Source organism: Desulforamulus putei DSM 12395 (assembly GCF_900129195.1).
Classification (GTDB): Bacteria; Bacillota; Desulfotomaculia; order Desulfotomaculales; family Desulfotomaculaceae; genus Desulfotomaculum; species Desulfotomaculum putei.
This window is the reverse complement of record NZ_FQUY01000020.1, coordinates 21,006-34,883: the sequence shown is the minus strand read 5'-3', so window position 1 is coordinate 34,883 and position 13,878 is coordinate 21,006. Positions and strand designations below refer to the sequence as shown.

The 13,878-nt window shown below is 50.4% G+C and carries 18 protein-coding genes; all 18 read left to right on the top strand.

The features are described from left to right. Positions 1-28 precede the first annotated feature (28 nt). The 18 genes from BUB67_RS12110 to BUB67_RS12025 are packed head-to-tail and all read left to right on the top strand — an operon-like array spanning position 29 to position 13,854. On the top strand, positions 29-505 hold the full coding sequence (locus BUB67_RS12110) for a flagellar basal body-associated FliL family protein (RefSeq protein WP_238457046.1): 477 nt from the start codon (positions 29-31) through the stop codon (positions 503-505). Between the two features lie 13 nt (positions 506-518). Continuing rightward, the gene (locus BUB67_RS12105; protein ID WP_073239687.1) at positions 519-908 is read left to right on the top strand and encodes a FliM/FliN family flagellar motor switch protein; all 390 of its coding nucleotides are present in this window, start codon (positions 519-521) and stop codon (positions 906-908) included. After that, positions 908-1,330 carry a flagellar biosynthetic protein FliO gene (gene fliO / locus BUB67_RS12100; RefSeq protein WP_073239686.1) on the top strand — a complete coding sequence of 141 codons (423 nt, stop codon included), beginning with the start codon at positions 908-910 and terminating at the stop codon, positions 1,328-1,330. The genes BUB67_RS12105 and fliO overlap by 1 nt, the downstream gene beginning before the upstream one ends. A gap of 40 nt (positions 1,331-1,370) precedes the next feature. Then, the gene (gene fliP / locus BUB67_RS12095; RefSeq protein ID WP_333871670.1) at positions 1,371-2,081 is read left to right on the top strand and encodes a flagellar type III secretion system pore protein FliP; all 711 of its coding nucleotides are present in this window, start codon (positions 1,371-1,373) and stop codon (positions 2,079-2,081) included. A gap of 11 nt (positions 2,082-2,092) precedes the next feature. Continuing rightward, positions 2,093-2,362, top strand: a complete 270-nt coding sequence (gene fliQ / locus BUB67_RS12090) for a flagellar biosynthesis protein FliQ (protein ID WP_073239684.1) — start codon at positions 2,093-2,095, stop codon at positions 2,360-2,362. An 11-nt stretch (positions 2,363-2,373) separates the two neighbouring features. Then, positions 2,374-3,141, top strand: coding sequence for a flagellar biosynthetic protein FliR (fliR, locus tag BUB67_RS12085; RefSeq protein ID WP_073239683.1), 768 nt, complete (start codon positions 2,374-2,376; stop codon positions 3,139-3,141). Further along, positions 3,141-4,205, top strand: coding sequence for a flagellar biosynthesis protein FlhB (flhB, locus tag BUB67_RS12080; protein ID WP_073239682.1), 1,065 nt, complete (start codon positions 3,141-3,143; stop codon positions 4,203-4,205). Before fliR ends, flhB begins: the two co-directional genes overlap by 1 nt. An 18-nt stretch (positions 4,206-4,223) precedes the next feature. Continuing rightward, a complete protein-coding gene (gene flhA, locus BUB67_RS12075; RefSeq protein WP_073239681.1) occupies positions 4,224-6,296 on the top strand; it encodes a flagellar biosynthesis protein FlhA in 2,073 nt (690 codons plus the stop codon). Continuing rightward, entirely contained in the window at positions 6,293-7,573 is a 1,281-nt protein-coding gene (flhF, locus tag BUB67_RS12070; protein ID WP_073239680.1) for a flagellar biosynthesis GTPase FlhF, read from the top strand. The genes flhA and flhF overlap by 4 nt, the downstream gene beginning before the upstream one ends. Then, positions 7,554-8,405 (top strand): MinD/ParA family protein, encoded by an 852-nt coding sequence (locus BUB67_RS12065; protein ID WP_073239679.1) that lies wholly within the window; start codon positions 7,554-7,556, stop codon positions 8,403-8,405. Before flhF ends, BUB67_RS12065 begins: the two co-directional genes overlap by 20 nt. Positions 8,406-8,418: 13 nt before the next feature. Next, positions 8,419-9,081, top strand: a complete 663-nt coding sequence (locus BUB67_RS12060; RefSeq protein ID WP_073239678.1) for a flagellar brake protein — start codon at positions 8,419-8,421, stop codon at positions 9,079-9,081. A 15-nt stretch (positions 9,082-9,096) separates the two neighbouring features. Next, complete coding sequence (locus BUB67_RS12055; RefSeq protein WP_073239677.1) at positions 9,097-9,852, top strand: sigma-70 family RNA polymerase sigma factor; 756 nt, start codon at positions 9,097-9,099, stop codon at positions 9,850-9,852. 14 nt (positions 9,853-9,866) lie between these two features. Then, a complete protein-coding gene (gene flgF, locus BUB67_RS12050) occupies positions 9,867-10,640 on the top strand; it encodes a flagellar basal-body rod protein FlgF (protein ID WP_073239676.1) in 774 nt (257 codons plus the stop codon). A gap of 38 nt (positions 10,641-10,678) precedes the next feature. Then, positions 10,679-11,482: a flagellar hook-basal body protein gene (locus BUB67_RS12045; RefSeq protein WP_073239675.1), complete on the top strand. Its 804-nt coding sequence runs from the start codon at positions 10,679-10,681 to the stop codon at positions 11,480-11,482. Between the two features lie 60 nt (positions 11,483-11,542). After that, positions 11,543-12,043, top strand: a complete 501-nt coding sequence (locus BUB67_RS12040; protein WP_073239674.1) for a chemotaxis protein CheD — start codon at positions 11,543-11,545, stop codon at positions 12,041-12,043. A gap of 1 nt (position 12,044) precedes the next feature. Then, positions 12,045-12,815: a CheR family methyltransferase gene (locus tag BUB67_RS12035; protein ID WP_073239673.1), complete on the top strand. Its 771-nt coding sequence runs from the start codon at positions 12,045-12,047 to the stop codon at positions 12,813-12,815. A 32-nt stretch (positions 12,816-12,847) separates the two neighbouring features. Further along, positions 12,848-13,465: a chemotaxis protein CheC gene (locus BUB67_RS12030; RefSeq protein ID WP_073239672.1), complete on the top strand. Its 618-nt coding sequence runs from the start codon at positions 12,848-12,850 to the stop codon at positions 13,463-13,465. 20 nt (positions 13,466-13,485) lie between these two features. Further along, positions 13,486-13,854, top strand: coding sequence for a response regulator (locus BUB67_RS12025; RefSeq protein WP_073239671.1), 369 nt, complete (start codon positions 13,486-13,488; stop codon positions 13,852-13,854). Positions 13,855-13,878 lie beyond the last annotated feature (24 nt).

Genomic DNA, 13,878 nt, shown 5'->3' with positions numbered 1-13,878 from the left:
ATCCTAACATGTAAAGGGTGAGTAAAAAGTGGCGGCAGCACCGCAGGTGCAAAAGAAGAAATTCTTTACCGTAAAGACCTTGCTGATTATTTTAATCATTCTCCTCTTCTTAGCCGGTCTGGGTGTAGGGGGCTATATCTACTTGAAAAGTACCCTCGCCAGTGAGAAAAAATCAGGCCCGGACCCTGAAAAACTGGTTACCTTCAGTATGGGCAGCCTGCTGGTGAACCTTGCTGATCCCGGTGGCAGCAATTTTATGCGACTCACCCCGGTGCTGGAATACGAAGAAAGTAAGGAAAACAAAAAGCTGGGCGAGGAACTCTCCAAGAACAAAGTAGTTCTGCAAGACTGTATCATTCGGGTCATCCGTAAAAAGAAACTGGCGGATGTGCAGCCGCCGGACAGCATTGATAAAGTGGCAGAAGAGTTAAAAACAGAGATTAACAAGAATCTCCACCAGGGCCAGATTCACCGGGTTTACTTTTCGGAATATCTCACTCAGTAAGGGTGATTGAATCATGATGACGGAAAAAGAAATAGAACAGTTTCTGAGTGAGCTGGACGGAACACAGAGCAGGGGGGAAGCGGCCGTAAAAAAGGTCCGCTTTCCTCCTCTGGATTCCTTACAACAACAGGGGAGAGCCATAAAAACCGGTTTGGCTCATATTGAGGATGTTAAGGTTACCATCAGCGCTGAACTGGGAGAAAAAATCATGAAATTCCGCGAGGTGCTGAATCTGGATGTTGGCTCCGTCATTGACCTTGAGAAATCCGCCGGTGATGCCATTCATATTTACTTGAACGAGAAAAAAACAGCCCTGGGGGAAATAATTGTTGTTAACGATAACTTTGCGGTAAGGATCAATAAAATCCTCCCCCCTAAAAATATCAGGCGAGAGAGTGAGTAATGGATAGCGAAACCCTCTGGTTGTTCATCAAATTGATAACGCTGCTGCCGCTGGTCCTTGTGCTGGCCTACTTTACCATCAAATACGGGTTGGCCCGGAGCAGGGGGTTTACCGCCGGGGCCCGGCATATGAGGATTGTGGAGCATTTACCCCTGGGGTCCAAGGGCGGGCTGACCCTGGTGGAACTGGGAGGACGCTATTATTTGGTGGCTTTCCAGGAAAACAGCATTTCATTGTTAAAAGAATTTGACTCTTTACCGGAACCGGTTTCCGGCCCGGGCGCAGGTCCCGGGCCGGTGACGGATTTTAGAGAAATTTTGTCCCAACAGATAAAGTTATCACAACAATACCTGTCCGGGCTGCGCCGGCAGGGAAGGAGCGGGAGTGGGTGTCCGGAACGTGATCAGGAGGAAAAAAAGTAGCAGGTTTATCTTAATTGTTTTGACAGCATTGTTTCTGTTTATGCTACCGTCTGGGGTTGCAGCTGAACCCTTGATTCCGATACCCAATATTAACTTAAATGTAGAGACAGCCAGCCAACCCCAGCAGGTGGTTGACAGTGTCAAACTGTTAATCTTTTTAACCCTGCTGTCGCTGGTCCCTGCATTTTTAATGATGTTGACTTCCTTTACGCGGATTATTGTGGTGCTTTCCTTTTTACGCAGCGCCCTGGGCACCCAACAGACACCGCCCAACCAGGTGTTGATCGGTTTGGCCCTCTTTCTTACCATCTTTATCATGTCTCCTGTGTACCAGGATATTAACAGGAATGCCATACAACCTTATTTAGCCAATCAACTGACCTATGAACAGGCCATGGATAAAGCGGCGGAACCACTGAGAAACTTTATGTCCAGGCAAACCCGGGAAAAGGACCTGGGCTTGTTCCTCAGTGTGGCCAAGATGGACAAGCCCCAAAATATTCAAGAAGTTCCCATGTCTGTTTTGGTGCCTGCCTTTGTGATCAGCGAGCTGAAGACGGCCTTTCAAATTGGTTTTATTCTATTCGTACCGTTTCTGGTTATTGACCTGGTGGTGGCCAGCATCCTGATGTCCATGGGGATGTTTATGCTGCCGCCGGTGATGGTGGCATTGCCCTTTAAATTGCTGTTGTTTGTGATGGTGGACGGCTGGTACCTGGTGGTTAAATCCCTGGTGGAGAGCTTTAGGTAGGAGGGCTTGTTGTGACTCAAACATACGTATTGCACCTGGCTCGGGAAGCCTTAATGATGGTGGTAATTCTTTCCCTCCCCGCTCTGGGAATAGCTATGCTGGTGGGACTGATCATCGGGATCCTGCAGGCCACCACCCAGGTTCAGGAGCAAACCCTGTCCTTTGTGCCCAAAATGGTGGCGGTCTTTGTAACTTTAATTGTGGCCGCCGGGTGGCTTTTAAATATTGCTGTTAAGTTTACCACCCGGTTATATGAGCAAATTCCCAATCTGGTCCGCTAGGAGTGCAGGAAGTGCTGAATTTTGATTTAATCACGGTTTTCTTTCTGGTATTGATACGGATGGCTTCCTTTGTTTTTTCCTGCCCCCTTTATGCCGTGCCGGGGATTCCTCCCCTGGTGAAGGCCGGGCTTTCCTTTATCCTGGCAGCGCTGGTAACTCCCATGGTAATGCCGCCTTCTCCGGAGTTTCCCGGCGGGACGTGGGGGTTTGCCGTGGCAGCGCTCAGTGAGGCGGGGGTCGGGCTGGCCCTGGGACTGGTATGTACCTTTGTTTTTAACGCAATAAGGATTGCCGGGCAGCTGTTGGATTTTCAAATCGGTTTTGCCATGGCGGCGGTGATGGACCCCCTGAGCGGCAGTATGAATACACTGCTTTCCCGGTTTCTCTTCTTTATGACGCTGGTTTTATTCATGAATGTGGACGGGCACCATGCCCTGATCAGAGCGCTGGTGAAAAGCTACGAACTGGTGCCGTTAACGGCGGCGGGGATTAACGGGCAAGTCACTCTGTTAATCATCCGGATTTTTACCGATACCTTTGCCCTGGCGGTGCAAATTTGCGCGCCGGTGGTGGCCGTTTTGGTAATCACCGACTTGGCCATGGGTTTGATCGGAAAAACAGCGCCCCAGTTAAACATTTTCCAACTGGGTTTTCCTTTGAAAATTGCGGTGGGGGTCTCGGCGTTGGCCATCCTGTTACCGGCTTTGACCTCCCTTTTTAAATATATGTTTGATACCTTACAAAAGGATCTTTTACTTCTCATGAAGGGGTTGGCCTGATGCCAGAAGGTTCTCAGGAAAAAACCGAACAGGCGACGCCCAGGCGATTGCAGGAAGCCAGGCGGAAAGGTCAGGTGCCGAAAAGTGCAGACCTGAACGGGGCGATCCTGCTGCTGGTGGCCGGTCTCTTTGCGCTTTTGTCCAAAGACAGTCTGATTAGCCAAACCCGGAAATATTTTTATACATACTTTAATAGTTTTGTACACCAGCGGCAGCCGGACAGTTATCTAGTCCAACTGCTTATGGATTTTACCATTAACTTTTTTTCAGTGTTCATTCCCTTTTTTATGGTGCTGGTGGCGGTGGCCTTAGGGGCCAATATGGCGCAGATTGGCTTTTTGTTTGCCCCGGAGGCCGTTAAGCCCAGGTTGGATAAGCTGAATCCGCTCACCGGTTTTAAAAACATATTCAGCGGCCGCGCCCTGTTTGAACTGGTCAAGTCACTGTTAAAGATCCTTGTTGTGGGATGGGCGGTTTACGCGGCGGTGATGGGCGAACTGGCCAACCTGCTGGCCATTTTCCACTCCCCCCCGCAAACCATGCTGAATCAAGTGCTTACCGTAGCCCTTAAAGTGATGTTGTGGGGAGCTGCGGTTTACTTGGGCATTGCTCTGCTGGATTTAATCTATCAGCGGTATGCCTTTCAAAAGCAAATGCGGATGACCAAACAGGAAGTTAAAGAGGAATACAAGCAGACAGAAGGAGACCCGCAAATCAAGGGCTGGCTGCGCAGGCGCCAGCGCCAGTTGTTGATGAATTTGGTCCGCAAGGAAGTGCCCCGGGCCACGGTGGTTGTTACCAACCCCACCCACTATGCGGTGGCCTTAAAGTATGAACCGCCCATGGAGGCCCCCGTTGTGGTGGCCAAGGGAACAGACCGGCTGGCCAAACAGATCAGGGAAATTGCCAAGGAACATAAGGTACCTGTGATTGAAAACGTCGAGGTGGCCCGATTGCTGTATACCAATGTGGAGCTTGGGCAGGCCATTCCTGTGGAAATGTACCAGGCCGTGGCGGAAATACTGGCCATGGTCTACCGGTTAAAGAACCGGAAGGGAATGTAGATTGGAGGTTGGCGATAAGTGGCAGCACCCACATCCCTGGCAGCCAATTTAAAACAGTATAGCGACCTCATCATTGCCGGCCTGATTATCGGCATTGTGCTGCTGATTATTGTTCCCCTGCCCCCCGGCCTGCTGGACTTTTTCCTCATTCTCAGCATGTCTCTGGGGCTGGTGATTATGCTGATCACCATGTTTACCACGGAACCACTGCAGTTTTCCATTTTCCCGTCGCTGCTGCTGGTGACCACGTTGTACCGGCTGGCCCTCAATATTTCCTCTACCCGCCTGATCCTGGGGGAGGGCGCTGCCGGAAAGGTTATTGAAGCCTTTGGCCAGTTTGTGGTTGGCGGCAACTATGTGGTCGGCGCAGTGGTTTTTATTATCATCACCGTGATTCAATTTGTGGTGATTACCAACGGTTCCGGCCGGGTGGCCGAAGTGGGCGCCCGGTTTACCCTGGATGCCATGCCGGGTAAGCAGATGAGCATTGACGCCGACCTCAACTCCGGTCTGATTACCGAAGATGAGGCCCGGGCCAGAAGGGAACGCTTGCAAAGGGAAGCAGACTTCTTTGGGGCCATGGACGGCGCCAGCAAATTTGTGCGGGGCGATGCCATTGCCGGGATTGTCATTCTTTTGATCAATATTTTAGGCGGTTTTGTCATTGGTGTGGTCCAACTGGGCATGCCCATGGACGAGGCTTTGAAAAAGTTTACCATATTAACCATTGGTGACGGGCTGGTGGCCCAGATCCCGGCCCTTTTGATTTCTACGGCTGCGGGTATCCTGGTGACCAGAGCCACCTCCGACGGCACCTTTGGTAAGGATATCTCCAAACAATTTTTAAACTTTCCTAAAGTGCTGCTGCTGGCAGGCATTATTCTGGGCCTCATCGGCTTGATCCCGGCCATGCCCAACCTTTTAATCCTGTCTATGGCGGCGGTGCTGCTTTATTCCTCCAAAACCATAACCAGGGAAAGAAAGAAGAAAGCCCTGTCGGAGCAGCAGGCCCAGGCCCTGCAAGCCCAGAAAATGCAAAAGCGGGAGCCGGAAAATGTTTTCAGCTATTTTCAGGTTGATCCGCTGGAAATTGAAATTGGTTACAATTTAATCTCTCTTACGGATGAATCACAGGGCGGCGACCTGCTCCAGAGACTGGCGGCCGTTCGCCGGCAGTGTGCCTCCGAAATGGGCATTCTGGTGCGGCCCATCCGCATCCGGGATAATATGCAGCTGCCTTATAATGCCTATGTCATTAAAATCCGCGGCGTGGAAGTGGCCAGCGGTGAACTGATGCCGGGCCACCACCTGGCCATGGACCCCCTAGGACAGGATTTGAAGTTTAACGGCATTCCCACCACGGAACCCACCTTTAACCTGCCCGCCTGGTGGGTCACCGGGCAGGACAGGGAGTTTGTGGAACTCAACGGGTTTACGGTGGTTGACTGCTCCACGGTTCTGGTGACCCACCTGACGGAAATCCTCAAGCGGCATGCCCACGAACTGCTGGGACGGCAGGAAGTAAAAGAACTCATTGACGTGGTCAAGGAAAAGAACCCGGCGGTGGTGGAAGAACTGGTGCCGGATATGCTTTCCCTGGGTGAGATTCAAAAGGTTTTGCAGAACTTACTGAAGGAGAGAGTTCCCATCCGGGATTTAGTAACGATTTTAGAGGCCCTGGCAGACGGCGCCAGAATAAACAAAGACCCCGATTACCTGACGGACAGCGCCCGCCAGAGCCTGTCCCGTACCATCTGCCAGCGATATACGGACGACCGGGGGAAACTGTCCGTCATTACGTTGCACCCCAGGCTGGAGCAAACCATTCAAGATGCGATACAACAGACGCAATTTGGCGCCTACCCTGTTTTGGAGCCGCAATTGGTAAGAAAACTGTTAGACAAACTAAATACTGTGGTGGAAGATGTGACCATGCGGGGCGCCAACCCGGTATTGCTTTGCTCCCCCAGGGTTCGTTTGCCCTTCAGACGGTTAATTGAAAGGTACCTGCCAAACCTGGCGGTGCTCTCCTTAAATGAAATACCGGCCAACGTAGAAGTGGAAGCCATTGGGACGGTGAGCATTGATTGAAGATAAAAAAATATACCGTCAGCCAGATGCAAGAAGCCATTCAGCTCATTAAGCAGGATTTGGGTCCTGAGGCGGTTATTGTGAGCAGTTATAAAATTAAAGGCCCCGGCTGGCTGGGCTGGTTCCGCAGGATGCTGGAGGTTACAGCGGTGCTGGATGACGCCCCGGTGCCGGAAATGAAAAAACTTCCTCCGGCAGCGGAAGCCGGAGCAAGGGTAAAGTCCCGGCCGGAACCGGCCATTGTGCCGGAATCTCCCGGTATGCCGGAGCATAGAAGTGCAACCGTTCAGGAAACACACTATGCAAATTATCAACTGATGAGAAGTCAGAGCCCTTCTTATGAGACATTTAACGGGCGGGTTGAGCGGGTGAAGCTGCCGGAAACCCGTTTTCAACCTTTACTGGACGAGGCGTTGCTGCAGATGGCGGAAACAGACCTTGGAACGAAGGTGAAAGGCATGGAACTGCGTGGCAGAAACAATCATGTATACCGGCGCTGGCTTGACAAACTGCTGGATATGGATATCCAGGAGAGCGTAGCCAGGGCCCTGCTGGAGGCGGCCCTGCGGGAAGTCAGGGAATACGTGTCCGATGATATGATTGAGTTGTCTTTAATCAACAAAACTGCCGAGGTTTTAAAATCTGCTTACCGCAGGGAAGAGGACGCCCGTTTTATGACCTTTGTGGGGCAACCCGGCGTTGGAAAAACCACCACGCTGACGAAACTGGCCACCCGATTTAAACTGCTGCAAAAGAAAAAAGTGGCTTTAATTACCATTTATACCTATCGTTACGGTTGTGCCGATCAACTGAAGGTCTATGGGGAAACCCTTGACGTGCCGGTGGAAGTGGTCATGACCCCCGCCGAACTGCGCCAGGCCATTGAGAAACATGCCGATAAGGATCACCTCTTAATTGATACCGTTGGCCGTTCTTCCAAAAATACCGGGCAGGTACTGGAACTGAAGGGGTTTTTGGAGGTCATACCCGGTGAACAGGACATTTTCCTGGTGCTCAATGCCAGCACCAAAGACCGGGATCTGTTCCGTACCATCAAGGATTTTCGCATTGCCCATTTCAATAAATTTATCTTTACCAAAACCGATGAAACCGAAACACTGGGCTCCATGCTGAATGTAGTGAGCCGCACCGGGTTACCCATCGCCTATTATACCGACGGGCAGAGCATTCCAGATGACTTGGAAAAGGCTCATCCCAAGAAGTTAGCCAATTTATTGTTTAGGAGTGCCGATCGTTATGAGGAGTCCGAATCATAACTTCCTTCAAACAGTCAACAAGCGAAGTGACTCCGGGGCCAGAGTTATCGCCGTAACCAGCGGCAAGGGCGGTGTCGGCAAAACCAACCTGGTGGTAAATCTGGCCGTTGAATTAAATCGCCGTGGTTACCGGGTAGCAATTTTTGATGCCGACCTGGGTATGGCAAACGCCGAGGTGTTGCTGGGCATCGTGCCCCAATACACCCTGTACGACTACCTGTTTAAGGGCAAAAGCATGGACGAAATTCTGGCGGCTTCTCCTCCGGGCATACAAATTATTTCCGGTGGATCCGGATTTGTGGAACTGGCCAACCTGGATTATCAGGCGAGAAAGCGGCTGGGGCGGGGACTGCAGGAACTGGACCGCAACTTTGACTTTGTGCTGGTGGATACCGGCGCCGGTATCTCCAAGACGGTGTTGGGATTTGTGGCGGCGGCTCACGAAGTGGTGGTGGTGATCACGCCGGAGCCCACCTCCCTTACGGATGCCTATGGGTTAATTAAGGTTCTTTCAAAATATAATGTTCATAACGAAATAATGGTTGTTGTGAACCGTGCCATGGACGAAAAGGAAGCCTGGCGGACCTATCGCTCTATGGAAACAACCACAGGTCAGTTTTTGCAAGTTCGTTTGATCAACCTGGGGTACCTGCCGGAAGACAGCACGGTGGTGCAGGCCGTCAAGCAGCAGCAGCCTTTTGTCAAGATGGCCCCATCCACCCCGGCGTCACAGAATTTGGCAAAAATCGCCAACCGCTTGATTTCAGGCAGGGAGGAAGAGCCCCTGGGACTGCAAGGTTTTTTCGGTAAGCTAATGCGTTTGTTTGGGTAAGGGAGCTGAGGGCGTGATAGTAGAAAAGCTAAAAGTAGGTCAGAAGGTTACTGTTTTTCCTATGGATGAGAACGAACAGTACGTCAGTTCGGTTTATGACATTGACGCCGGGGGCATTTACATACCCATCCCCTATGCCGGTAATCGACCGCTGGTGCTGAGCCGCGGGCAGCGGGTCAATGTGAAATACATTGGGGAAGACAGCGCCTATGTCTTTGTTACCGAAGCCATCGGCAGGAAAATGGAGCAGGACAGGCTCCCCATGTATATATTAAAACACCCCCTGGATTCGGACATTAAAAGAATTCAAATGCGGGAGTTTGTCCGGGTGCCTGTAATGATCGAGGTGCAGTATGCTCCGCATCATGAAAAGGATACAGCTACTATCAAAAAAGCTTACACCGTTGATATAAGCGGCGGTGGAATGAAGGTAGCCGTTAAGGAGCCCATTTACAAAGGAACCATGGTTCTGTTAACCTTTACGCTGAATATAAAGACCAAGAAAAAACAGCAGGAATTTAAGTTACAGGCCCAGGCTGTTCGATGCCAGCTGGTTGCTGAAGATACAAAGGTGTATCATGTGGGATTCAAATTTTTGGATATCAGACCGGCCCAGCAGGATTTGATTATGGCTTTTGTTTTTGAACGTATGGCGGAGATAAAACGCAGACAGTAACTGGAAGTGGGTAGCATGTCGATAAATCTGGCTTGGGAAAAGTTTATACAAACCCGGGATGAGGAAGCCAGGCGGCAACTAATCCTTCACTACCTGCCCCTGGTCAAGCATCTGGCCGGCCGCGTGGCAGTCAAGCTGCCCTCCTTTATTCAAAGGGAGGATCTGGAGAGCTACGGGGTCATCGGACTTATGGAAGCTCTGGATAAATTTGATCCCGCCATGGGCAACAGCTTTGATTCCTATGCCTATCACCGGATCCGGGGGGCGATGCTGGATGAAGTACGTCGGCAGAATTGGCTGCCCCGGACCACCTGGCAAAAGTTTCAGGTTCTGAAAAGTACCCGGGAGCGCCTGGAAAGAGAAAAAGGGAAAGCTGTTTCCGATGAATTACTGGCAAAGGAAATGGGTATTTCCCTGGAGGAACTGCATCAATTGATTTGGCAGGCCAACCGGATGTATTTTCAATCACTGGATGAGGAAATGGCCGGCCATGACGGCAGCGCCATGAGCAAGCTGGAAACCGTGGAGGACATCAACAGCCCGGATCCCCTGAGTATTGTAGAAGAAAAGGAAAACAAAAAGCTTTTGACACTGGCCATTGAGAAGCTGGGAGAAAGGGATAAGCTCATCCTGTCGCTGTACTACTGGGAAGGTTTAACCTTAAAGGAAATCGGTCATGTGTTGGAGGTATCGGAATCCAGGGTTTGCCAGCTGCATACCCAGGTGATGAAAAAATTACGGAAGACCCTGCAGGATATGTTAAATCGTTAGTTGGAGGGAAGGACATGCTACGCGGGCTCTATATCGCCATGAACAGCCTGGATGTTCAACAGGCGAAATTGAATAATATCTCAAATAACCTGGCGAACCTGGCCACACCCGGGTACAAGAAGAATAACGTGCTGGAAAACCGGTTTTCCGAAACCCTGCAGCTGGCATTGGAGGCCAACGGTCCCGGCGGCAAGCGGCAGCCCATCGGCCAGGGAAATCTGGGCAATATGATAACGCAGGTTCATATTGATTTTAAGCCCGGCCCCCTGACGGAAACGGGGAACCCCACCGATGTGGCGCTGGAGGGCAAAGGGTTCTTTGCGGTGGAGAATGACAGCGGCGAACAATTCTATACCCGGGACGGCTCCTTCCAGGTGGATGCCGAAGGCAATCTTTTAACCAGTGAAGGATATCGGGTACTGGGCGAAGGAGGTCCCATTACCGTTGAAGATCCGGAACACCTGGTTATACGGGAGGATGGCGCCATTTTCGCAGGGGAGGGAAAAGAAGCCGAGGAAGTGGATAAACTCCGGATTGTTGAGTTTGCGGACCCTGCATTGCTTAAAAAGACGGACGGCAATTATTTTGTTGACCCCGACGGGACTGCTGAACCGGCTACCAATACCACGGTGCTGCAGGGGTGGCTGGAAAAATCCAACGTGGACCCGGTACAGGAAATGATTGATATCATCCCTGTGGCCCGTATTTACGAATCCAGTCAGAAATTGGTACAAGTGAACGATGAACTGCTGGATAAAGCCATCAATCAGGTAGGGCGCGTGAAGTAATTGCGTATTTGAAAAAATTTAAATAAGTGGGTGATGAAATGATTATTAAGACCCTGGCCAGCGGGGCCTCCGGCATGCGGGCACACCAGTTAAAGCTTGATACCATTGGTAATAACATTGCCAATATCAATACCACCGGCTTTAAAAAAAGCAGGGTCAATTTTGCCGATATGGTCCGGCAAGCCCTGGGGGATGAGGGTATTCCAACCGCCTCTGATCCCAGACCGGAAGGAGGATCCGGCGTTAGGACGGTTTCCATTGCCAGGATCTTTGACCAGGGTGACTTATTGCAAACCGGACGCGACCTGGATTTAGCCATCGAAGGGCAGGGATTTTTCAAGGTGATACCTGTCACAGGGGAGGATGACAAAGAATACTACACCAGAGACGGGTCCTTTTACATCACCACCGTCGACGACGAACCGGTTCTGGTCAATGCAAGCGGTTATAAGCTGGATTGGGACGGCGAGCTGAATCCGGAAGAATACCAATCATATAAAGTGGATGAGAAGGGTAACGTCTACGGCATCAAAAAAGACGGTTCAATTGATACTGATCCCGTGGGTACCATTCAGTTATATACGTTTCCGGCTCCGGCCAATCTGCTGAGCAAAGGGAACAACCTGTATATGCCAACGGCAGCCAGCGGGGAGGCAACCTCCGGAACACCCGGCGAAGAGGGCATTGGGTACATACGGTCTGGTTATTTGGAACGCTCCAATGTGGATCTGGCAGTGGAAATGATCGGCATGATTGAGGCTCAGCGAGCCTATGCCGCCAATTCCCGCACCATCCAGACCGCCGATGAAATGTGGGACAGAGCAAATAATTTGCGAAAATAAGGTGAATTTACCTTAAATATAAAGAAACTGCATGATATCATAACCTTAAGGGGGGCAGACATGGAGCTGTCAAAGGGAAATGCGGAAATCCAAGTGGGCATCGCCGATTACAAGGTGGCATCATCCCCCCATCGACTGATAACCCTGGGTCTGGGTTCCTGTGTTGGGGTGGCGCTGTACGATCCTGTTGCCAAGGTAGGGGGGCTTTTACACATCATGCTTCCCGACAGTACCCAATTTAACAATGTAACCAAACCCGCAAAGTTTGCGGATACAGGGATTCCGCTTATGATCGAAGAGATTAAACGCAAAGGTGGGAACCCGAGCCGGTTAACTGCTAAACTGGCAGGGGGTGCCCAGATGTTCTCGGGTCTGGACGAGAAATTTGTGTTAAACATCGGGCAGCGAAACGCAGCCATGGCCCGTGAAATCTTAAGCAGACTAGGGATCCGCATCTTGGCCGAAGAACTGGGCGGTAACCGGGGCCGCACCATGATCTTTGATACTTCCAACGGGCAGGTAACGATACGAACAATCGGATCTCCCATAAAGGTGATATAAAATGACAGATTTTGAACGTTTTAAGGAGAGGGTTTATCAAACCTTTGGTTTGGATCTTAACAGTTATAAAGAGAACCAGCTGAAAAGACGTTTGGATAATTTATTAACCCGCAAGCAGTATGCGGATTATCAGGTTTTCTTTAACTACTTGAACAGCAACCGAAATGCCTGGCATGAGTTTTTGGACTATCTCACCATCAATGTCTCGGAATTCTTTCGGGATGTTAAAATGTTTCAAACCTTGGAATCCAAAGTATTACCGGAGTTGATACAGAAAAGGGGCAGTCTGAAAATCTGGAGTGCGGCCTGTTCCAACGGGTGTGAGCCCTATACCATTGCTATCATTCTGGAAGAGATATCTCCCGGGAAAAGGCATCAAATCGATGCCACGGATATCGATAACACCATCCTGCAGGCGGCGGCGGTGGGCAGCTACGGTGCGGATGCCGTAAGAAATGTGTCAAAGGAACGGCTGGCCAAATATTTTACCCTCGAACAGGGGAAATATCACATCTCCGGTAAAATAAAATCGAAAGTTTCCTTTAAGCAGCATAACCTGCTGGCCGATAATTATCCTAGAGGATACGATTTGATTGCCTGTAGAAATGTGACCATCTATTTTACCCGGGAAGCCCAGGATAAGGTGAACTTCAAATTTGCTCAATCTTTGAACCCCGGAGGGTACTTGTTTATCGGCGGCAGTGAAACGATCTTTAATTATGCAGAAATGGGCTTTGAAAAGGTTTCTCCGTGTTTCTACCGAAAAAAATAATCAGTTGACGGTGGCTGAAAGGATGGGATGAAATGGCCGGTAACCGAGTTTTGACAGAGACCCATATGGACGTACTGAAGGAAATTGGCAATATAGGTCTTGGTAATGCAGCTACCGCTCTGGCTACCATGGTCAATAAACGTATCGATATGGCAGTTCCCCAGAGCAGGTTCCTTTCGTTGGAAGAGGTGATGAACCTGATTGGCGGGCTGGAAGAAGTGGTGAGTTGCGTGAGCCTGCGATTGGACGGGGATGTGCCAGGCCAGATCCTGTTTATATTTAATCTGGAAAGTACATTCAATCTGGTGGATATGCTGATGGGCATGGAAAAGGGAACCACCAGAGAACTGGACGAAATGGGAGAATCGGTGGTAAAAGAAATCGGCAATGTTTTAACAGGTTCTTTTCTCAGCGCCATCAGCAGCATGACCGGATTAACCATGATTCCTACCGTTCCCATGTTTGCCACCGACATGCTGGGCGCCGTGTTAAGTGCCTCGCTGGTGGCCGGCGGTTACGTCGAGGAACACATTTTAACCATAGAAACGTTGCTGTTTGAAAACCAGGAGCAAATCAAGGGTCACTTTTTCTTGTTCACCGACCAGGGTTCACTGCAAACCCTATTTAACTCTTTAGGACTAACACTTTAATGATTAGGGGGATTCGTAGAATGAGTAAGCGTATTCTTATCGTGGATGATGCTGCTTTTATGCGTATGATGATTAAAAATATACTCACCAAAAACGGTTATGAAGTGGTGGGGGAAGCGGAAAACGGCGCTGTGGCGCTGCAACTGTATAAGGAATTAAAGCCGGATTTGGTGACCATGGACATTACCATGCCTGAAATGGACGGTATTCAGGGTGTCAAGGCCATCCGGGCCGTGGATCCCAACGCCAATATCATTATGTGCAGCGCCATGGGGCAGCAGTCCATGGTTATGGAAGCTATTCAGGCCGGCGCCAAGGACTTTATCGTTAAGCCCTTTCAACAGGACCGCATCCTGCAGGCGGTCGAGCGTGTGCTGTCCAGAGGGTAATGAGCCAGCCAATGCCTGTTTTAA